15 protein-coding genes and 1 tRNA gene are annotated in these 20,327 nt (G+C 61.5%); 5 read left to right on the top strand and 11 right to left on the bottom strand.

The window, feature by feature from the left end; all coding sequences use genetic code 11:
• Window positions 1–37: 37 nt before the first annotated feature.
• The 3 genes from H2510_RS03140 to H2510_RS03130 form a co-directional block, all read right to left on the bottom strand.
• Window positions 38–1,372: an AarF/ABC1/UbiB kinase family protein gene (locus tag H2510_RS03140; protein ID WP_084346898.1), complete on the bottom strand. Its 1,335-nt coding sequence runs from the start codon at window positions 1,370–1,372 to the stop codon at window positions 38–40.
• Window positions 1,373–1,437: 65 nt separating this feature from the next.
• Complete coding sequence (locus tag H2510_RS03135) at window positions 1,438–2,298, bottom strand: TOMM precursor leader peptide-binding protein (RefSeq protein ID WP_186626863.1); 861 nt, start codon at window positions 2,296–2,298, stop codon at window positions 1,438–1,440.
• 161 nt (window positions 2,299–2,459) lie between these two features.
• Entirely contained in the window at window positions 2,460–3,821 is a 1,362-nt protein-coding gene (locus tag H2510_RS03130; protein ID WP_186626862.1) for a zinc-dependent metalloprotease, read from the bottom strand.
• 141 nt (window positions 3,822–3,962) lie between these two features.
• Here H2510_RS03130 and H2510_RS03125 point away from each other — a divergent pair, with 141 nt between their 5' ends.
• Entirely contained in the window at window positions 3,963–4,985 is a 1,023-nt protein-coding gene (locus H2510_RS03125) for a PDZ domain-containing protein (protein WP_186626861.1), read from the top strand.
• Window positions 4,986–5,006: 21 nt separating this feature from the next.
• Here the strand turns inward: H2510_RS03125 and H2510_RS03120 are convergent, their stop codons facing one another.
• Window positions 5,007–5,612 (bottom strand): PPA1309 family protein, encoded by a 606-nt coding sequence (locus H2510_RS03120; RefSeq protein WP_186627150.1) that lies wholly within the window; start codon window positions 5,610–5,612, stop codon window positions 5,007–5,009.
• A 219-nt stretch (window positions 5,613–5,831) separates the two neighbouring features.
• Here H2510_RS03120 and H2510_RS03115 point away from each other — a divergent pair, with 219 nt between their 5' ends.
• Window positions 5,832–8,801, top strand: a complete 2,970-nt coding sequence (locus tag H2510_RS03115) for a UPF0182 family protein (RefSeq protein WP_186626860.1) — start codon at window positions 5,832–5,834, stop codon at window positions 8,799–8,801.
• A gap of 197 nt (window positions 8,802–8,998) precedes the next feature.
• On the opposite strand, the gene H2510_RS03110 is transcribed toward H2510_RS03115, so the two are convergent.
• The gene (locus H2510_RS03110; protein ID WP_186626859.1) at window positions 8,999–9,634 is read right to left on the bottom strand and encodes a transglycosylase family protein; all 636 of its coding nucleotides are present in this window, start codon (window positions 9,632–9,634) and stop codon (window positions 8,999–9,001) included.
• A gap of 553 nt (window positions 9,635–10,187) precedes the next feature.
• Between H2510_RS03110 and H2510_RS03105 the strand changes: the two genes are divergently transcribed.
• Window positions 10,188–10,261 (top strand) — tRNA-Met (locus H2510_RS03105).
• Window positions 10,262–10,348: 87 nt separating this feature from the next.
• On the opposite strand, the gene H2510_RS03100 is transcribed toward H2510_RS03105, so the two are convergent.
• The 6 genes from H2510_RS03100 to hisN form a co-directional block, all read right to left on the bottom strand.
• A complete protein-coding gene (locus H2510_RS03100; protein ID WP_397517312.1) occupies window positions 10,349–12,031 on the bottom strand; it encodes an acyl-CoA synthetase in 1,683 nt (560 codons plus the stop codon).
• A gap of 172 nt (window positions 12,032–12,203) precedes the next feature.
• A complete protein-coding gene (locus H2510_RS03095) occupies window positions 12,204–13,484 on the bottom strand; it encodes an RNA polymerase sigma factor (protein ID WP_186626858.1) in 1,281 nt (426 codons plus the stop codon).
• Window positions 13,485–13,495: 11 nt separating this feature from the next.
• The gene (locus H2510_RS03090) at window positions 13,496–13,831 is read right to left on the bottom strand and encodes a YciI family protein (protein WP_186626857.1); all 336 of its coding nucleotides are present in this window, start codon (window positions 13,829–13,831) and stop codon (window positions 13,496–13,498) included.
• Between the two features lie 201 nt (window positions 13,832–14,032).
• The gene (locus H2510_RS03085) at window positions 14,033–15,256 is read right to left on the bottom strand and encodes an acyl-CoA dehydrogenase family protein (RefSeq protein ID WP_186626856.1); all 1,224 of its coding nucleotides are present in this window, start codon (window positions 15,254–15,256) and stop codon (window positions 14,033–14,035) included.
• A 41-nt stretch (window positions 15,257–15,297) separates the two neighbouring features.
• Window positions 15,298–16,704 carry an acyl-CoA dehydrogenase family protein gene (locus H2510_RS03080; RefSeq protein ID WP_186626855.1) on the bottom strand — a complete coding sequence of 469 codons (1,407 nt, stop codon included), beginning with the start codon at window positions 16,702–16,704 and terminating at the stop codon, window positions 15,298–15,300.
• A gap of 148 nt (window positions 16,705–16,852) precedes the next feature.
• Window positions 16,853–17,635 (bottom strand): histidinol-phosphatase, encoded by a 783-nt coding sequence (gene hisN, locus H2510_RS03075; RefSeq protein WP_186626854.1) that lies wholly within the window; start codon window positions 17,633–17,635, stop codon window positions 16,853–16,855.
• A gap of 125 nt (window positions 17,636–17,760) precedes the next feature.
• On the opposite strand from hisN, the gene prfB reads away from it, so the two are divergent.
• Together prfB and H2510_RS03065 are read left to right on the top strand one after the other, a co-directional pair.
• A complete protein-coding gene (gene prfB / locus H2510_RS03070) occupies window positions 17,761–18,870 on the top strand; it encodes a peptide chain release factor 2 (RefSeq protein WP_186627148.1) in 1,110 nt (369 codons plus the stop codon).
• Between the two features lie 9 nt (window positions 18,871–18,879).
• Window positions 18,880–19,809 carry a mechanosensitive ion channel family protein gene (locus H2510_RS03065; RefSeq protein WP_186627147.1) on the top strand — a complete coding sequence of 310 codons (930 nt, stop codon included), beginning with the start codon at window positions 18,880–18,882 and terminating at the stop codon, window positions 19,807–19,809.
• The last annotated feature ends 518 nt before the right edge of the window (window positions 19,810–20,327 follow it).

Here is a 20,327-nt window from a genome sequence, read left to right as displayed (position 1 = left end):
GATCGGTATGGGATGCCCGGCGCGTGCGCCGGTCCGATCAGCCTTCGCTCGACTGAGCGTCGTCGTCGGTGAAGCCGGGCATCCATTCGGTCAAGATCGACATGTAGGGCGCGTATGCGTCCAATTGTGCACAGATACCGACAAGGCCACCGAGAACGCGGAAAATCATGATGTATTCGGCAGGCATATTCAGTGCGCGAACTGTTTTGAGCTGGGCGCTGTCGAATTCAGCTGCGGAACCCGCTGCCTTTTGAAGCCATGCGCGCGTGAAGTGGAATGTATCTGTGCGAATCGGATCCGTGAACGGCCGTAGATAGTCCGATATTTCCGTCGCGGTCACAGTGCGCCCCGGAATGACGAATCCATTGTCGGTACACAGTTCGACCAATTCGTCGAATCGTTCCTCGCGCGCCAACCGAACCATCCTGCCCAGCACCGGCGGTAAGCCGTTCGGCATCGGGGCGGTCGCACCGAAGTCGATGACGCCGAGTCGGCCGTCGGGCAGCAGCATGAAGTTTCCGGGGTGTGGATCGGCGTGCAGCAGACCTGCCCGTGCCGGTGCCGCAAAAGCGAACAACGCCAGCAGAGCTCCCGCGTCGTTGCGTTGCTGCGCTGTTCCGCCCGCGATGATGGTGGCCAACGGTGTACCGCTCATCCACTCACTGACCAGGACCTTCGGCGCGCTGGCGACGACGCGGGGTACCGCGAATTGTGGGTCACCGTCGAACTCTTGCGCGAAAGCCCGCTGGTTGGTTGCCTCGATACGGTAATCGAGTTCGTCCTCGGTCCGAGCTATCAATTCTTCGAGGACAGGTTTGACGTCTGCGCCGGTGAAGATGGCGCTGAATGTGTTGGCAAAACGCGACAATGTCTTCAGGTCGGCACGCAAAGCGTCGTCTGCGCCTGGGTACTGAACCTTGACCGCGACGTCTCGGCCATCAGCCCAGACCGCGCGGTGAACCTGTCCGATGCTCGCCGACGCCACCGGAGTGTCGTCGAAAGAAATAAATCGGGATCGCCACGTGGTGCCGAGCTGCCGGTCGAGCATTCGATGCACTTTGTCCGCTGGTAGGGGCGGTGCATCCGCTTGGAGTTTGGTGAGCGCTTCGCGATACGGCTCAGCGAACTCCTCCGGGACGGCGGCCTCCATCACGCTGAGTGCCTGCCCGAACTTCATTGCGCCACCTTTGAGCTCGCCGAGCACCGAGAAGAGTTGCTCGGCTGCTTTGGCGGCAAGTGCGCTGTCGATTTCTTGGCGATTGCCGCCGGCAAGCTTCTTCCCGAAGCCCACCGCAGCCCGCCCGGCGATACCGATTGGAATTCGTGCGAGCTTGGCAGTTCGGGCTGAGCCGCGGCGAGGAATGTCTGACACATACCCATCATGGCTGAACGAAGAACTTCTTGCCCACCTAGCAGGTGAGAGCACACATGTGACTGCTATACGAGGGCGCAGTCGCATCCTGGATGCCGAACCCAGTGGCGGGAGTCCATGGTGTGCGCCACGAGATCGAGCTCCAGCGACATGTCCCGCAGCGCCGCGTCATGTCCGGCGACGAATGCTTCGATCTGGGCGAGCGCAACGGCAGCGGTTGCCAGGACGGTGGGCTTGGTGGCTTCACCGACACGGCCGAGAAGCTGTGCCGAAACGTGCGGCCACTGTGGATCCAAGCTGCAGCGAATCAACTCCGCGCACCGAAGGCAACTGGTATTGCCGGGGTCGACGAACGGACCCACGATCCCCTTGCCGTCGCGGATTCGGACCTGAAGATGTGGGGTGCGTGAACGCACGAGCGAAGTGATCACACGCGGATCGGGCGCCATATCGTCGGCGAGAACGGCAATGTCACAGGGCCACCCGGCGTCGTCCACTTTCAGCAGTTGTGCAGGCGCGACACTCGAACGCACTACGACGAGGATCGAGGAAGGGGTCAGCCCCGCGGCCAAGGCGTCCGACAGCGGTCCTCGTCCGAGTATGTGGACGGTCATCACACTGCTTGCAGTTCCGTCCGTCGAGGGAAGGACTCCCTCGCTCAGCAGTCCGGCCTCGTCGAGTTCGGCGAGGAGAGTCGACATCGAGTTGCCCGTCAACCCCACTGTGCACCCGAACCACACCACGTGAGCACGGGAATGGGCGCCGTCGAGTTGGCCGAGGATGTCGAGCAGCACCTTCGGTGCGATCCCGGGTGGGGGAGTGAGGATGTACGACCGGTAGGGATCCCAACCGAGACGAACGGTTCCGTCCCGTTGTGCGAACGCCGATACACGAAGCTTCGGTCGACGGATCGTTGATGTGCTCATAAATCGAACGATGACACCCCGGCACGGTCCCACTGCGCCGCGAACCGTCGGTTATCCACAGGCCGCCAACATGGCTGAACAGCGTATAAAGCAAAAAACTGGGTGGATCGAAGATTTTCGATCCACCCAGTTCCCTGCCGCGCATTTCCCAGCGTGTATTTCTAGGAGGACTTATCGCCGTCCTTCTTTTCCCGTTCGGATCGTTCCTGAGCCTCGGTAGCTTCGAGTTGTGCGATCGGGTCGTCGAAACTGCTCGATCCGCCGCCCACGACACCGTCGATAAATCCGGCAGGATCGTCGAGGTCTGCCGATACGGGCAGCAGATCAGGGTGAGACCACACACCGTCGCGTCCATCGATGCCGACTGCGGCGGTGAGTCGACGCCACAGCTCGCTTGCCTCGCGAACCTTGCGTGGCCGCAACTCGAGACCGACCAACGTTGCGAAGGTTTGTTCCGCCGGTCCACCCGATGCGCGACGTCGTCGAATGGTTTCGCCGAGCGCACCCGCGCCCGGAAGCCTCTCGCCGAGAGCTTCACCTACGACGGTCTCGACCCAGCCCTCGACGAGCGCCAACATGGTCTCGAGGCGTTCGAGCGCGTGCTTCTGTTCAGGCGTCGTCTGCGGCTCGAACGCGCCTTGCTGCAGAATTTCTTCGATCTTCGACGGATCGGTCAGGGATGCGGGATCGAGGCCGGCCGCTGCCTCCTCGATTGCCGAGAAGTCCATCCGAATTCCCCGGGCATACTCTTCCACCGTGGCGAGCACGCGCTGGCGCAACCACGGAATATGGCTGTACAACCGGTGATGTGCAGCTTCGCGGGCAGCCAGGAACACGAGAACTTCGCGTTCGGGTTGTTCCAGACCTTCGGAGAACGCTGCGATGGCCTCGGGCAGTAACGCTCCGACCCCGCTCGGTCCGAGCGGAAGGCCGATATCGGTAGAGGTCAGTACTTCTTTGGAGAGCTGGCCGAGAGCCTGACCCAGCTGAGACCCGAACGCCATCCCACCCATCTGAGTCAGCATGCCCATCATCGGCCCGGCGGCCTGCTGAGCTTCACTCGGAAGACCGGAAGTCCACATTCCGGAAATCTGCTCTGCGACTGGATCGCACAACCGCTTCCAGGTTTCGATGGTGTTGTCGAGCCAGTCGCCAGGAGTCCACGCAAGTGTCTTGCTCGCCCCGGCAGGCAGCGTCGTAGCGCCGTCGAGCCAGAGTTCGGCGAGGTGTGCGGCGTCCGCGACAGCCTCGGACTTTCCCGCAGCCACCGGAGTGATCGTGCCGATCTGCTGACGAGCGAGTTGCAAGGCCAGGTCGTAGTTCACCGGCCCCGCATTCGCGCCTCCCTGTCCTTGGGCGCCCATTCCGCTCAGCATCTGCCCGAACTGGGTAAGCATCTGGCCCAGGGCCGCGGGGTCGAAACCCTCACTGCCGAATCCGAAGCCGCCAGGCGTGCTGTTTCCGCCCTGATCCTTCTTCTTGTCCGGATCCTCGTCGGAGCTCTCGAAACCAAAATTGCTCATGGGTCAACGGTACAAGGCTGCAGCGCTCGAGGGTATCAACGGCGATCACGCTGTCGGCGAACACGCGCACCTGCCCGCCGAGAATGCGGAAAGGAGGGGTCTCGCACCGTCCGTTGTTCGATCGGTTCTACTGTTTGTCGGGTGAATCGTAGGATCGCTACTCTGGTCGCCGCCCTTGTGCCCGTTGTCGTACTCGGTGTCGCGGGAACGGTCGTTACCGTTCCGTTCGCTGCGCTCGGTCCGGGGCCCACCTACAACACCCTCGGTGATGCAGACGGGGTGCCCGTAGTCGAGATCGACGGCGTGGGCGTAGACCCCACCACCGGCCATCTGAACATGACCACCGTCGCGGTGCGCGATCAATTGAACATCTTCGAGGCGTTCGGCTACTGGGTCAGCGGACGGCAGGGACTGGTGCCGCGCGAAGAGGTGTATCCACCGGACAAGACGAAGGAAGAAGTCCAGCAGAGTAACGAGGCGGATTTCGAGCAGTCGGAGGCCAGCGCAGAACTTGCCGCGTTGCACCACCTGGGCCTGCCTGTGGTGCTCACGGTCGGATCGGTCGCCGCCGACGGGCCGGCGGCAGGGAAGCTGACCGAAGGTGAAGGCCTGATCTCGATCGACGGCGTTCCCGCCGACACCGTTGCGGGGGTCCGTGACGCCGTCAGTGCTCGGGCACCCGGTGCCGTCGTCGAGATCGTGGTGTCGAACGCAAACGGCGAACGAACCGAATCCGTGACGCTCGGGGCCCGACCGGACGACCCGGAAAAGGGGTATCTCGGTGTCACGCCGGCCGAGAAACCCGATGTCCCGTTCACCGTGAAGTTCAACCTGGCGGACGTCGGCGGACCCTCTGCCGGCCTGATGTTCAGTCTCGCGGTGGTCGACAAGCTCAGCCCCGGCGAATTGAGCAACGGTGACTTCGTGGCCGGCACCGGCACCATCGACGCAGCCGGGACGGTCGGACCGATCGGCGGCATCCCGTACAAGTTGATCGCCGCGAGTGAAGCTGGTGCGACGACATTCCTGGTTCCGTCGAGCAACTGCGAGGAGGCGAAACAGAACGTTCCCGACGGCCTCCGGCTCGTCAGGGTCGACTCGCTCGACGGCGCTATCGAGTCACTGCAGGCGATCGGCGACGGGGGAGACGCGCCTGCCTGCTGAGTGAGGACTCATCGACCCGGTTCAGTCCTCTTCCACATTGTCGAATGTCGAGTACAACGCGTGCACGACATTGGGCGCGAGGTTGTCGTAGAGGAGCAGTTCGATCGGGGCGAAGGGGTCGGCGTCGTCGTCCGGCTGCATCTGTAGCAGCGTCAACGTGGGGCCGTCCTTGATCACCGCGGCGATGAGTCGGCCGTCCTTGCGATCAGGGTGGGTCCGAGCGGCGATCCGCGCTGCCTCGTCTGCTGCGTCACTGTTCGCGAGCAACGGCACGAGTGCTTCGTCGAGCGCTGATTCGGCTGCCGGTGGTAACACGACGATCTCTTGGACGAGTGCGCATCCGACGACGCCCTCCGGCCAGCTGGTCGTGGCGAGAAACTCGTCCAGTGCCGGCGAACCGCCCTTGATGTCATCGGGAAGCGAGTGCTGCTGAATAGGAGTGAGCTTCGAACCGTCGGCCAGTTCCTCCAGTAGTCCAGGCTCCGCGGCGGCCAATACCGAGGTCGGGACCAATGCGAACAGTTGCGGTGGCTGTCCCCACCCTTCGGCGTCGACGAAATCTGCCACTTCGTGCGCGCATCGCGCCAGGGCGGCACCGAGCTCTTCGGGGTCGTTTTCGTGGTCTATGCCGTCGCCGTACAGGTCGTCACTGAAATCGCTCACGTGTTCATCCTCCCACCGAGCAGAAAATGCACCTCGCAGGGCTACGAAAGAGTCGACGGGTGTGGGCGAGTCGGTGACGTCTTCCGTACAGTGGTTCTCAAATCGGACATGGCGGCGCACGATGTGTGCCGCCGAAGCCATCTGCGGTACAGATTTGTACCGCCCGAAGTTGGAGTGTGGCACGTGGGCATGAGGGCCCCCTCCGGACTACCGTCGCTGTCGCGACGGAGCCGAATTCTACTTGTCCTGGCCTTGGTCCTCGCAGCGTTGCTGCTGATCGGCCCACGCCTTATCGATACCTACACGAACTGGCTGTGGTTCGACGAAGTCGGCTTCCGCCAGGTCTTCACCACGACAGTGCTGACTCGCTTGGTGATCTTCCTGGTTGTCGGCTTGCTCGTCGGTGGCCTCGTATTTCTGTCGATTTGGTTTGCCTACCGGAATCGTCCGGTCTTCGTTCCCGTTGCCGGGCCGAACGATCCGATTGCTCGGTACCGCACGACCGTTATGAGCAGGCTCCGTCTGTTCGGCGTCGGAATTCCCTTGATCTTCGGTCTCATCTCCGGTCTCATCGCGCAGACCAACTGGGTCACGGTCCAGTTGTTCCTGCACGGCGGCGATTTCGGAGTTGCCGATCCGCAGTTCGGTCTCGATGTCGGCTTCTACTCGTTCGACCTTCCGTTCTACAGATTCATTCTGAACTGGTTGTTCGTCTCTACCCTCATCGCGTTCTTTGCGAACTTGGTGACGCAGTACATTTTCGGCGGCATTCGTCTGGCCGGCCGCGAGGGCGCTCTCACTCGGGCCGCACGTATTCAGTTGGCAGTCCTTGCCGGTTCGTTCGTTCTGTTCAAGGCAATTGCGTACTGGTTCGACCGATACTCACTGCTGTCCAGTAGTCGGAAGGAACCGACGTTCACCGGTGCAGGCTTCACCGATATCAATGCTGTGCTCCCGGCCAAACTGATTCTGTTGGCCATTGCATTGATCTGTGCCGCAGCTTTCTTCGCGGCGATCTTCCTCCGCGATTTGCGTGTTCCAGCGCTCGCAACTGCGTTGCTGGTGCTGTCGTCGATCCTCGTCGGTGCAGTGTTCCCGCTCCTGATGGAGCAGTTCTCGGTTCGTCCCAACGCTGCAGTCAAAGAGCAGGCATACATCGAGAGAAATATCGCGGCTACCCGAGATGCCTACGGTATCGGGGACGACAACGTCGAGTATCAGGACTATTCGGGCGAAGGTTCGCAGTCTCCGCGGGAAAGCCCAGCGGACATCACCACTATTGCGAACACCCGTCTGCTCGATCCGAATGTTTTGTCGCGCACCTTCACTCAGCAGCAACAGCTGAAGAACTTCTTCGGGTTTCCGACATCGCTGGATGTCGATCGGTACGAGATCGACGGCCAGCTTCAGGATTACATCGTCGCTGCACGTGAGCTGTCGCCCGAGAGTCTTACAGGCAACCAGACGGACTGGATCAACCGGCACACGGTCTACACGCACGGAAACGGTTTCGTGGCAGCTCCAGCCAACCGCGTAAACAAAGCGGTGCAGGATCCGACTGCAGAGGGGTCCAACAGCAACAGCGGCTACCCGATCTACACCGTCAGTGACATTGCTTCGCAGGGCACCGATCAGGTCATTCCAGTGGATCAGCCCCGCATCTACTACGGCGAGGTCATTGCACAAGCCGATCCCGATTACGCCATCGTCGGTACCGGCGGTTCGAGCGGAGATCGAGAGTACGACACCGATACTTCTCGCTACACCTATTCCGGTGCGGGCGGCGTCCCAATCGGTAACTGGTTCAACAGGTTGGCCTTCGCAGCCAAGTACGCCGAGCGCAACATCCTGTTCTCGGGCGCTATCGGCGACGATTCCAAGATTCTGTTCAATCGTGATCCCCGCGAGCGTGTTCAGAAGGCCGCTCCTTGGCTGACCACGGACAGCGACTCCTACCCAGCTGTTGTGGACGGGAAGATCGTTTGGATAGTCGACGGCTACACCACGTTGGAGAACTATCCTTACGCGCAGCGTGCGTCGTTGGACGGTCTCACCGCGGACAGTGTGGAACCGACGACAGGTCGGCCGCTTCCGAAGAAAGAGGTTTCATACATTCGGAACTCCGTCAAGGCGACGGTGGATGCCTACGACGGCACGGTCACCTTGTACCAGGTGGACGACAAGGATCCGGTGCTCGACGCATGGATGGGTGTTTTCCCCGACTCGGTCCAGCCGGAGTCGTCAATCCCCGCCGATCTTCGGTCGCACTTCCGGTACCCGGAGGATCTGTTCAAGGTTCAGCGCGAAATGCTCGCCAAGTACCACGTCGATGATCCGAACGAGTTCTTCACCAACAACGCGTTCTGGTCGGTTCCGAGCGATCCGACCGTTGACGGCGGTACCGATCTCAATCAGCCTCCGTATTATGTACTGATCGGCGATCCCGAGACCGGCAAGCCCTCGTTCAGATTGACCAGTGCCATGGTCGGATTCGATCGGCAGTTGCTGTCGGCGTACATATCGGTGCGTTCCGATCCCGACAATTACGGCAAGTTCACGATTCTCCAATTGCCGACCAACACTCAGACGCAGGGTCCGCAGCAGGCGCAGAACTCGATGACATCGGATGCACGAGTTGCATCGGACAAAACGTTGTTGCAGCAGTCCAACAAGATCCAATATGGAAACCTGTTGACACTGCCGATTGCCGACGGCGGCATTCTGTACGTGGAACCGTTGTACACGGAGCGAAATACGGCTTCTACGTCGACGTTCCCACAGCTGACCAGGGTTTTGGTGAGCTACCGCGAACCGGGTTCGGGAGGTGGTGTGCGCGTCGGATACGCAGCGACGTTGTCGGAGGCGCTCGATCAGGTCTTCGGATCGGGCACTGGAACTGCGGCAACCGCACCCGGCGGCGAACCAGAGAAACCCCAGCCCACCGTCGAGCCAGGCGCAACGCCCGGCGCGACTCCTCCTCCTGCCACTTCGCCACCGGCTCAGGGTCAGCCGAGTCAAGCTGCTGTGCAGCGATTGAACAGTGCGCTCACCGATGTGCGCACCGCTCAACAGAGCGGTGATCTCGGACGATTGGGAACTGCATTCGACGCACTTCAGCAAGCTATCGACGCGTATAACAACGGCGGCAGCTAACGGCAGCTGCGAGTACCCGAACTACTGGGTACTCGCAGTCACCGGGTCACAGACAACATCGGTGACAGAGATCTGAAGACGAAGACCAACGCGAACGGCGCCGTCACTCATATGAGTGACGGCGCCGTTCGCGTTGTTGCGAAGCTATGTCGCGTCGATCAGCGCTGACGGATCAGCCATGCCGAACGGACGATCGACTACCGGCCGATCGCGCTGAAGATCGGTGCATTGGCTGCAACGAGCTGCTGGAACTGTGCGCTGACTCCGTACTGCTCGGCGAGCTTCGACGCGGTGTCGACGTACTGCTGTGCGACTGTGGTGGCCTGATCGACGTACTGCTGTGCGGTCGCCTGGTACTGAGGCGCAACAGGAAGTTCCGGTGTGACGACGGGCTCGACCGGGGCGATGTACTCGGCCGGTGCTGCTGGTGCTTCCTGGACGGGTGCTGCTGGCGCAGGCTCGACCTCGGCGGCGGGTGCCGATGCCGAAACGCCGGTGGTCAGGTTCTGACCGCAGACCGGCCAAGCTCCGGGTCCCTGGCTTTGCAGAGTGTTCTCCGCTACGCGGATCTGCTCGGCCTTGGACGCGCTCTGGGGTGATCCGCTGCCACCGTTGGCGGTCCAGGTGCTCTGCGAGAACTGCAGGCCACCGTAGTAGCCGTTGCCGGTGTTGGTGTTCCAGTTGCCGCCGCTCTCGCACGCCGCGACACCGTCCCAGTTGTGCTCTGCAGCGTTCGCAGTGCCCATCGAGAGGCCGAGGGGGATTGCTACGACTGCGCCGGTGACGGTCGCCCATCCGAGTGCACGCTTGCCGAAATTGGTTCCATTGGACATGTGGGGAAAATCCTCTCCGCGCATGCTGACGCAACCGGCCGTACTGGACTTCGCGAGTGTTACGTGTCCAAGGCACTGTGTACGAGTAACTCGCACGTGTTGCGGCTCTGCCCCCGTTCGTATTCGGGGATCCATCCCCCGCGGGGCAGAGCAACGCTAGCGGCGGGGGTGGTACTGGCCCTGTGTTTTAGGACCGAGAGCGAAGGTAGTCGAGGATTTTCGTGACGTCACACTAAGAATTTCCTGTACGGCCGTCCACCTGTTGGGATGAATCACGGCGTTTCCGCTGCTGGGGAGCGGTCGGGACCATTTCGTATCCACATCGTTACGTGCTCGTTATGTGCCATACATCACGTAGTTTGAGTGACTCAGAGCACCGTATTCGGTCTACTGAACCGGCGTGTCCAACAAGTTTCGGACTCATTGTGTTGGATGAAAGGCGTGAAGGGACCGCGCGTCCGGTTTTCTCGTAGGGCTGAGAGTTCAGGTCTCGCTTCATCGGTAGAAGCGATTTGCTTTCGTTCCAGATGGTCCGGTAACTTAGGTCCTGCATCGCGGGGTGGAGCAGCTCGGTAGCTCGCTGGGCTCATAACCCAGAGGTCGCAGGTTCAAATCCTGTCCCCGCTACTAAGAACTAAAGCCGGTACCCACCACGGGTACCGGCTTTAGTTCTTTTTGGACTGAGTTCAGTCCGTTCGGCATCTGGTCGATCCGTTACCAGGTCTTCTCGGTCCGTAGATCGTTCACGTCGGCAACCGGGCCGGCATGCTCCGTCAGCGCGCGCCGCAGGATCTTGCCGGTAGCGTTTCTGGGTAACTCGTCGAGGAACACGATTTCGCGTGGAACCTTGTACCGAGCCAGGTTCGACTTCACGTAGCTCACAATCTCGTCTGCATTTCGCGTCGAGTCGTCCGTTGGGACGATGAAGGCCTTGAGGCGATGTCCGAAATCTGGATCAGCGACTCCGATCACGGCGGCTTCGACGACATCCGGACGTTCGGCGAGCAAGTTCTCCACTTCCAGTGGGTAGACGTTCTCACCACCCGAGACGATCATGTCGTCGTCGCGTCCGTCGACGAACAGCAGACCGTTCTCGTCGAAGTGGCCCATGTCGCCGGTCGACAGCATTCCGTCGATCCGCTCCTTGTCACGTCCATCGGTATAGCCGGAGAAGCTCAGTCCGCTTGAGACGAAGATCCGGCCGACTGCTCCGACGTCGGTCACGCGTAGTCCGTCGTTGTCGAACAGTTCGACATGGCACGTAACCGGTGGCCGACCCGCGGTGCCGGGTGCTACCGCGAGATCCTCGGGTGTTGCGACGGTGGCAACTGCGACCTCGGTGGACCCATAGAGATTGTGCAGAACGTGGCCGAATGCCTCGGTCGTACGACGGCTCAAGTCGGGTGAGATTGCCGAGCCTGCTGCGAAAACTATTCGTAGAGAGGATGTGTCGTACTTCGCGAGTACAGCGGGCGGGAGATCGACAATCCGTTGCAGCATCGTCGGAACCAACACCAAGGAGTCCGCGGAATGACGGGCGACCAGCGCGAGAGTGTTCTCTGGATCGAATTTTCGATGCATCACCACGGTGTTGCACAGCGCCAGGGCCAACGCGAATTGTGAGACACCGGTTCCGTGGAAAGCAGGAGCTGCCATCACCATCGTCTGTCCGCGGCGCAGTGGAACCCGATCCAGGAACTGCGCTGACGCCAGCGGGGAGGTGTGATTTCGGGGAGCGCCTTTCGGCGTCCCGGTCGTGCCACTCGTGAGTAGAACGAAACCTCCTTGCGTCGTCGGTGCTGGGACAGGTGAGGTGGATTGCCCTTTCGCCACGTCGGCCAGGGTGGCGATCGTGGGATTCGACGAGTCGGACCAGGCCAGAAAAGTTTTCACCTCGGGTGCGAGAACGGCCGCGACAGGGGCGAACTCTTCGTCGTACACGAAGGTGCCGACCTGCTCGCGGACTGCGACGTCGGCCAATTGCGGGGGAGCGAAACCGGTGTTCATCATCACGAGCCGGATGCCTCCTTTCGCAGCGGCCAGCATGGTGAGAACGAGCCCCCGGTGATTGCGAGCCATGACGCCCATGACGGATCCCGCTCCGACGCCTGCATTCATCCAGCCTCGAACGAGCGCGTTGGACTGCTGCTCGAGGTCGATGTACGACATCGATCCCATCTCGTCGACGAGAGCGGTTGTGGTGACGCCCGCCGTAGCGTGTGCGTGGACCGGACCGGCGAACGGTCCGTACTTACCTACTGCACGGATCGATGCTATTCCTCGATCCAGTCGCGGAAACGGTATGAGTCCCGCTCGATTCATGACGCGTACTGCACCGGCTCCTTCGATAATGTGTGACAGCGTGCGGTGTCGAACCATGCTGTGTTTGACCGACATGATCATCCCCTCGAGATCGTGCGTCGTGCCGAAACTGCTTCGCTTGCAGGTGGGTCGAAGACCGTGGACCAGCACCCTGCGGCCTCGATCATAGTGTGATTCAGTTCACTCCGGGGTGAAAGTGTCGATCCTGGAGTCGCACTGACGTTCGATCCGGAGTTGCGGACAAGTGTCAGAATCCAGGGGTGTCTTCCGGAGTCGGCGCGTTGCGATAGCACGCGGCCAATCTGCGCTGGACAAATCTTTGCTCGGGTTCGGAGCCGGCGAGGCCGAGTGCGCGTTCGAACCATCGAGCAGCTTCCGACCAGCGTTCGAGCCGTGCGAGGAGATCCGCTCGGGCGGCAGGATATGGATAGTAGTTCTGTAGCAGGGGCTCGGTGGACAACGCTTCCATCACTTCGAGGCCGGCGCTGGGACCCTCGGACATTGCGATAGCCGCCGCCCTGTTGAGAGAGACGATCGGCGACGGCGTGATCGTGGCCAGCACGCCATACAATTCTGCGATCTGAGGCCAATCCGTGCTCTCGGCATCGGTAGCTTCGTCGTGCAAGGCCGCAATGGCTGCTTGAACGCCGTACGGCCCAGGGGAGCCGCCGGTGAGAGCGAGTACCACCAATGTGCGCCCTTCGTCGATCATCTCGCGGTCCCATAACCGACGGTCCTGCTCTTCGAGCATCACCATCTCACCGTCTTTGCCTGCGCGTGCAGAACTCCGGGCGTGAGTGCAGAGCATCAGCGACAGCAGCCCGGTAACTTCACGCTCGGCCGGAAGCAGGCCATGCAGAATCCGGCCGAGCCGTATCGCTTCGTCGGCCAGATCTGTTCGGAGCAGGTTTTCGCCGGACGACGCTGCGTAGCCCTCGGTGAAGATCGAATACACGACCTGCAGAACTCCGGGCAACCGTTGCGCCATTTCATGTCGATCCGGGACGCGGAAAGGAATCCGTGCGACCCGGATCTTGTTCTTGGCTCTGGAGATTCGCTGTCCGGCCGTCGACGAAGGAATCAAAAAGGCGCGCGCAACCTCGGTTGTGGTCATGCCGACCAGGCAGCGAAGCGTGATCGCAATCCGATCATCCGGTGCCAGCGCGGGATGTGCACACGTGAAGAAGAGTTGGAGACGTTCGTCGGGCAGACCGCCGTCGACGGGATCGGCGGACGGGGCCTGAAATGCGCGATCTTGCTCGACCTGAATTTCCGCAAGTTTCGCGGCGTAGGTCTGATCGCGTCGAAGTCTGTCCACGGCCCGACGCCGAGCTGTGGTCAGCAGCCAAGCGCCGGGTCTCGAGGGGACGCCGTCGACCGGCCATCGACTCAACGCGGCCTCGAGTGCATCGGAGGTGGCGTCCTCGGCCAAATCCAGATCGCCGAATCTCCCCACGAGCGTTGCCAGAAGTTGCCCGTATTCTTCGCGGAACACTGCTTCGAGAGACAGTGCCGGTCTGCGGCTCATCAAGCTAGCTTTCAGAAGTCGGCGATCGGTCGTACGACTACCGCACCACCTCCGCGAGAACCCGGGCAGCGTTCGGCCCAATGGAGTGCGGCGTCCAAGTCCGGCACATCGATGACCTCGAAGCCCCCCAATACCTCTCGCGTTTCCGCGAACGGCCCGTCCGTGATGCTGCGCTGCCCGGACGCGTCGACCTGCACTGTTGTCGCCGTGGTGAGATCTGCGAGAGCGTGGCCGGTAACCCACACGCCTGCATCCTGCATTTCCTTACCGAACTGTATCCAGTCCTCCACCGAACAACCGTTGTCGAAATCCGCGCTCGGCGCGTTGATCAGCAGCATGTACTTCATGGTTCGTCTCCTTGCATCAGCGGTGCCTCGTTCGGCACGTTCGTTGTCTTACATGATGACGACGAACGGCGCTCAGCGTTTTCGACACTGCGACAGAAATTATCCCGCCACACATCTATCGACGATACTTCTGCAAAGACGCAAAGAACCCGTGGTCGACTCGCGACCACGGGCTCTTTGGGGAGATATTGTCTGGAACGACTACTTCAACGTCGCCGACGTCTTTCCCAGTACTCGACGGGCGACGATCAGTTGCTGAATCTGCTGCGTTCCTTCGAAGATGTCGAGGATCTTCGAGTCCCGGCTCCACTTCTCCAGGAGTAGTCGCTCGGAGTAGCCTGCGGTCCCGGCAAGCTCGACGGCTTTGAGCGTGATGTCGGTTGCCGAACGGCCGGCTTTTGCCTTGGCCATCGAAGCTTGAAGCGAGTTCGGCTGCTTGTTGTCGGCCATCCAGGCTGCCCGAAGTGCCAGGAGGTGAGATGCCTCCCAGTCTGCTTCGAGCCGTAAGAACTCGGCTGCAGCGGCATGCTGGTTGTATGCCGGAGTGGTGTACGAGATATCGACACCGGCGTCGGTCAGAATGGACCGCAGCTCTTCCAGAGCAGCCCTGGCTACGCCGATCGCCATACCTGCTACGAGTGGTCGCGTGTTGTCGAACGTCTGCATGACGCCCGCGAACCCTTTGTCCACATCCACTTCCGGGTTCCCGAGGAGATTGTCCTTCGGAATCCGACAGTCTTCGAAGAGAAGCGCTGCTGTGTCGGAGGCCTTGATTCCCAGCTTGTGCTCGAGGCGAGCGACGCTCAGCCCAGGGGCATCGCGCGGTACGACGAACGATTTGATCGCTGCGCGTCCCTTCGACTTGTCCACGGTCGCCCATACGACGATGTGGCTCGAGCGCTCACCAGCGGTCACGTAGATCTTTTCACCGTTGAGAACCCACTCGTCGCCGTCGAGCACTGCAGTTGTGGTCACAGCAGCCGAGTCGGATCCGAAGCTAGGCTCGGTGATGGCCATGGAAGCCCATACCTTGCCGAATCGTTCGAGTTGCTCGTCGGTGGACACTGCGGCGATAGCCGAGTTGCCGAGGCCCTGATAGGGGATGGACAACGTCAATCCGACGTCACCCCAGCAGGTCTCGATGACGTTGATCAGTGCGGACATGTTTCCGCCGTTGGCGTTGGCGGTCTTGCTGGGCTTGGGTGCGGATTCGCTGTCCTTTTGCCGGCCACCTGCGGCGCCACCGATATCGTTGCCTGCGTCGGACATTCCCTCGATCATGGACGCCATGGTGTCGAGTTCGACCGGGTATTCGTGCTCGGCGAGGTCGTATTTGCGCGAGATCGGACGGAAGATCTCGGCCGCCACCTGATGCGCTTGATTCGCCTGTGCCCGAAGCTTTTTGGGTAGTTCGAGATTGATCATCGTGTGTGTCCTTGGGTCATTTTCTTCAAGGTGGGCGCGAATCAGATGAGAACGATGCCTTCGGCAGTGCCGATGGCGCGAAGATCGCGGTACCAACGTTCTACCGGGTGCTCCTTGGTGAAGCCGTGCCCGCCGAGGAGTTGAACTCCGTCCGAACCGATTTGCATACCCTTTTCCGACGCGAGACGACGTGCGAGGGCAGCTTCGCGGGCGAATGACAGTCCCTGCTCTGCACGCGAGGCGCCGCGGAGGGTGACCAACCGCATGCCGTCCAACTCGATGGCAATGTTGGCGACCATGAAGGCGACGGCCTGCCGATTGCTGATCGGCTCACCGAACGCCTCGCGCTCGTTGACATAGGGGATGACGTAGTCGAGAACAGCTTGGCTGGTACCGACTGCGAGGGAGGACCAACCGAGGCGCGCAAGGCTGATGGCATCGGCGTAGTCGAGCGCGTGCTGGTCCGAATCTCCATCGCCGAGCAGCGCGGACTCCGGAAGGGAGACGTCGGTCAGAAGTAACCTTCCAAGGCCTGCGGCCCGCAGGCCCATGCTCGGATCGGCTTCGACGACAAGGCCTTTGGAATCGGACTCGACGATGAAGAAGGCCGGACGGCCCTCCAGTTCTGCGGCGACGATGAACAATTCGGAACTTGCTGCCGCGGGAACGAGGCTTTTGACGCCGTTGAGCTTGAAGCCGCTGGGTGAGCGAACTGCCTTGGTGGACAATGCAAATGGGTCGAACAAGGCGCGAGGCTCGTTGACGACGACGGCTGCATTGGGCACCTTGTCGCCGACGAATGCGGGAAGGTAGGTTTTTTGCTGAGCATCGGTGCCCCACTGGGTGAGTGCAACGGCAACTCCGCTGGGCGCCAGAATGGGCAGTGCCAGTCCCATGTCTCCGTGCGCCAATGCTTCGGCCACCAGGGAGTTGGTCACGGCACCGCGCTCGGAGGCCGCGCCGTCGAGCTCCTCCGGCACGTTGATCAACGTGATGCCGAGTTCGGCGGATCTGCGAACGAGGTCCTCTGGAGAGGATGCGGAGGCATCCGAATCGAATGCTGCGGGCCGCAGAATTTCCTCGGCGAATTCCCTGACGGTCTCGACGATCATGCGCTGCTCGTCGTCGGGAGTCAGGTCGAAGTACCCGAGGTTCTTGGCCGCTGAATCGTCGAGGCGCTTCGGCTTCTCGTTACCGGTCGCCTTCGCGAACGTACGAGTTGCAGCACCGAGGGTCTTGAACCCGCTCTTGGTGCTCTCGTAGGTGACGCGGTCGATTGTTTGGCGGAGGTTGTACTTCTCTGCCAGCTCGGATCCGGTGATTGCCGTGAGCACGCGCATAGCCGTGCCTATGGCATCTCGTTTGAACGGATTGAGGCCAACCGCGGACGTGTCGCGAGGCGCTTTGCGCTTCGTTTCGGTCACACTGTCTTGCTTGCTCATGATCACCAGCTGTTTCTCGGTGTCGGGCTCGGACTCGGACTATCTTACTCCCGGGTAAGATAGCTGTCTACTCCTGAGTAAGTTGTGGGCGGTCGCCGCACGTCAGCGCCAGTGCGGCTGCATCCGAACACCGCAGCACCGTCGTCCTCATGTCTCAGCTCAGGCGGCGAACTACCTCGTCCTGCAGAAGTCCGTTGGTCGCGATGGCACTGCCGCCGTGGGGGCCGGGTCGGCCGTCGACCGAGGAAAACCTTCCACCGGCCTCGCGGACGAGAATGTCCAGCGGTGCCAGGTCCCACAACGAGACCTCCGGCTCGGCGGCAATATCCAGAGCGCCCTCGGCCACCAGGCAATAGGAAAAGAAGTCGCCGTAGCCACGCACGCGCCACACATCGTCGGTCAACGAGATGAACTCCTCGCGTACTCCACGCTCCAACCAGCCAGACAGGCTGGAGAAGCTCAAACTGGCCGAGGACAATTCCCGCACCGCCGAAACACCGAGTCGCCGGGGTGAACCGTTGTCGAAGGCTGTGAATGCTCCTGCGGACTCCGAGGCCCACCATCTCCGGTTCAGTGCCGGCGCGCTGATGACGCCGACGACCGGGACTCCGTCGACCAGCAGTGAGACGAGTGTTGCCCAGATCGGTACGCCGCGGACGAAGTTCTTGGTGCCGTCGATGGGGTCGATCACCCACTGTCGTCCCTTCAAGGCCACATCACCGCCGAATTCCTCACCTAGCACTGCATCATCGGGGCGTTGCTCTGTCAGCACAGACCTCAGTTGATGTTCGACGGCCAGATCCGCGTCGCTGACCGGGGTCAGGTCCGGTTTGTCGTCGACCTCGAGGTCCAAGGCGAGAAAACGATTCCGCGTAATGGAGTCGGCGTCGTCGGCCAAAGCAAGCGCGAGTCGGAGGTCGGCAGCGTAGTCGGTCACGCGAACAAGACTAGAGGTGTCGACGCAGTCGACGTCACCCTCGTCAGTCGATGCCTCCGCAGTCCGGGGTCGTGTCGGGGACGGCGGTCTCCGCGCCGTCGACGGTGCCGGTAACCTTGGCTCTCGTGCATCCTGACGTTTCCGCAGACCTAGCCGAACTCGACATCACCCTCACCACGATCGAGTCTGTCCTCGACATCGAGGAGCTGCGCAGACGGATCAACGAGTTGGAGCATCAAGCTGTGTCGCCGGACCTGTGGAACGACCAGGACCACGCTCAGCAGGTGACCAGTGCGCTCTCGCACGCACAGGCGGAACTGCGTCGTGCGGAGGCGCTGCGACAACGGCTCGACGACCTCCCGGTTCTGTACGAACTGGCAGAGGGTGAAGAAGGTGACGCCGAGGTTGCCGCGACGGCGGATGCCGATGCCGAGCGCGCCGCGTTGCGAGAAGACATTGCTGCCGCCGAAGTCCGGACGCTGCTGTCCGGTGAATACGACGAGCGTGAGGCGCTCGTCAACATTCGTTCCGGCGCCGGCGGAATCGACGCGGCCGACTGGGCCGAGATGCTCATGCGCATGTACATACGGTGGGCCGAAAAGCATGGATACGGTGTCGAGGTCTACGACACGTCGTACGCCGAAGAAGCGGGCATCAAGAGTGCGACGTTCGCGATCAAGGGCCCATATACGTACGGCACGCTCTCGGTCGAGCAGGGAACGCACCGGCTGGTTCGGATCAGCCCGTTCGACAACCAGGGTCGACGTCAGACTTCCTTCGCCGAGGTAGAGGTCCTGCCGGTAGTCGAAACCACCGACCACATCGAGATTCCCGAGAACGACATCCGTGTCGACGTCTACCGGTCCAGCGGTCCGGGTGGTCAGTCCGTCAACACCACCGACTCTGCCGTCCGACTGACACACATTCCGACCGGCATCGTCGTGACGTGTCAGAACGAAAAGTCGCAGCTGCAGAACAAGGTGTCCGCGATGCGCGTGTTGCAGGCCAAGCTCCTCGAGGTCAAGCGCAAAGAAGAGCGGGCCGAGATGGATGCGCTCAAGGGCGACGGCGGAAGCTCGTGGGGCAACCAGATGAGGTCCTACGTTCTGCATCCATATCAGATGGTCAAGGACCTGCGCACCGAATACGAGGTGAACAACCCCTCCACCGTGCTCGATGGCGACATCGACGGCTTCTTGGAGGCCGGAATTCGCTGGCGTATGCGGGGGGAGTAAATCGACATGATGTCCGCCACGACCGTGAGCGCTCTATCGTTCGGAGTGCCGCCAGATCTTGCACTATGGCTCAGTGGCCGAGGTCTGGAGATCGTGCTCTATGTGCTCGGCGGCATGCTGGTGGCCAGATTGATCAGCTGGACCGGATCGAGAATCACTACGCGGATCGACTCGAACTACCAGCACAGCGACGCGCTGGTCCGGTCCGAGGCAGCCAAGCACCGGCACGCACTCGCTCAAGTGATCACCTGGGTTGCCGTCACCATCGTCTACATACTCGTCACCATCGAAGTTCTCCGACGGTTCGGATTTGCCGTCACCTCGCTCGTCGCACCCGCAACCGTCTTGGGTGCAGCGCTCGGCTTCGGCGCGCAGCGCGTAGTGCAGGACATTCTCGCCGGGTTCTTCATCATCACCGAACGGCAGTACGGGTTCGGTGATGTCGTACAGATCGCCGTCCTCGGCTCGGCGGAAGATGCCGAAGGGACCGTCGAGGACGTCACGTTGCGTGTCACGCGGGTTCGTAGCGTGGACGGTGAAGTGATCACCGTTCCGAACGGGCAGATCGTCAAAGCGATCAACCTGTCGAAAGACTGGGCACGTGCGGTGGTCGATGTTCCGATTCCTTCCACTGCCGACCTCACGCACGTCAACGAAATTCTGCGACGCGTCGGGCACGCTGCCTTCGCCGACGCCAGACTGCGAAAATTGCTGCTCGACGAGCCCACCGTGATGGGTGTGGAGAGCATCGAAGTCGATCTGGTGCATGTGCGCCTGGTGGCGAGAACGTTGCCGGGTAAGCAATTTCAGGTCGGACGCGAACTGCGTGTTCGGGTGGCAGCAGCGTTGCAGCCCGAGGGGATCAGTGTGGCCCCGGACATCTCGACTGCCGGAGTCGCACCCGACTCTGCCCAAGGAGATCGAGGGGCGGACAGGTGACCGAAGAGAACACCGAAACCGATCGTTGGACTCGCCACTGGAAGATTCCGGCGCGAATCTTCGGGCGTGCTCGGACTTCGACAGTCGCCCTCGGAATCTGCTTCGTGCTGACCGCGCTGCTTTACGGTCAGGTGCGGCCTGAGCCGGAAGGTGCGGTGAATGGCCCGACTCCGATCGACACCGGTCAGTACCAGAACCGCCTTCCGAGCGACGTACCCGAGTCCTCGATTCCGTCGGCCAGCATCCCGCCATCGTCGAGCGCCGAGCCCACGACATCGCAGGACCCCTCGGGCACAAGCGGGACACCGGGGGAGCCAGGGCAACAGCAGGAGCCGGGACAACAGAGAGAGCCCGGGTCGTCAACCGGAGAGTCGGGGAGCACGACATCGCAGGATCCGACCTATTTGCCAGGTTTGACCGTTCCTCCGCAACTGCGATCGCTGTATCCGCAGGCGCCTGCCCCCTCAGCTCCGTCGAGTACCCCATGACATTCGAATCGCGGTCCTCGCTTCGGTCGG

This window comes from Rhodococcus sp. BP22 (assembly GCF_014281965.1).
GTDB lineage: Bacteria > Actinomycetota > Actinomycetes > Mycobacteriales > Mycobacteriaceae > Rhodococcoides.
The sequence above is the reverse complement of the archived record's forward strand: the minus strand, read 5'-3'. Positions and strand labels throughout refer to the sequence as shown.

Bases quoted from the DNA above. Each gene is read 5' to 3' on its own strand.
- H2510_RS03135 (WP_186626863.1), bottom strand. From the start codon at position 2,298: ATGAGCACATCAACGATCCGTCGACCGAAGCTTCGTGTATCGGCGTTC.
- H2510_RS03130 (WP_186626862.1), bottom strand. From the start codon at position 3,821: ATGAGCAATTTTGGTTTCGAGAGCTCCGACGAGGATCCGGACAAGAAG.
- H2510_RS03110 (WP_186626859.1), bottom strand. From the start codon at position 9,634: ATGTCCAATGGAACCAATTTCGGCAAGCGTGCACTCGGATGGGCGACC.
- H2510_RS03100 (WP_397517312.1), bottom strand. From the start codon at position 12,031: ATGTCGGTCAAACACAGCATGGTTCGACACCGCACGCTGTCACACATT.
- H2510_RS03095 (WP_186626858.1), bottom strand. From the start codon at position 13,484: ATGAGCCGCAGACCGGCACTGTCTCTCGAAGCAGTGTTCCGCGAAGAA.
- H2510_RS03090 (WP_186626857.1), bottom strand. From the start codon at position 13,831: ATGAAGTACATGCTGCTGATCAACGCGCCGAGCGCGGATTTCGACAAC.
- H2510_RS03085 (WP_186626856.1), bottom strand. From the start codon at position 15,256: ATGATCAATCTCGAACTACCCAAAAAGCTTCGGGCACAGGCGAATCAA.
- H2510_RS03065 (WP_186627147.1), top strand. From the start codon at position 18,880: ATGTCCGCCACGACCGTGAGCGCTCTATCGTTCGGAGTGCCGCCAGAT.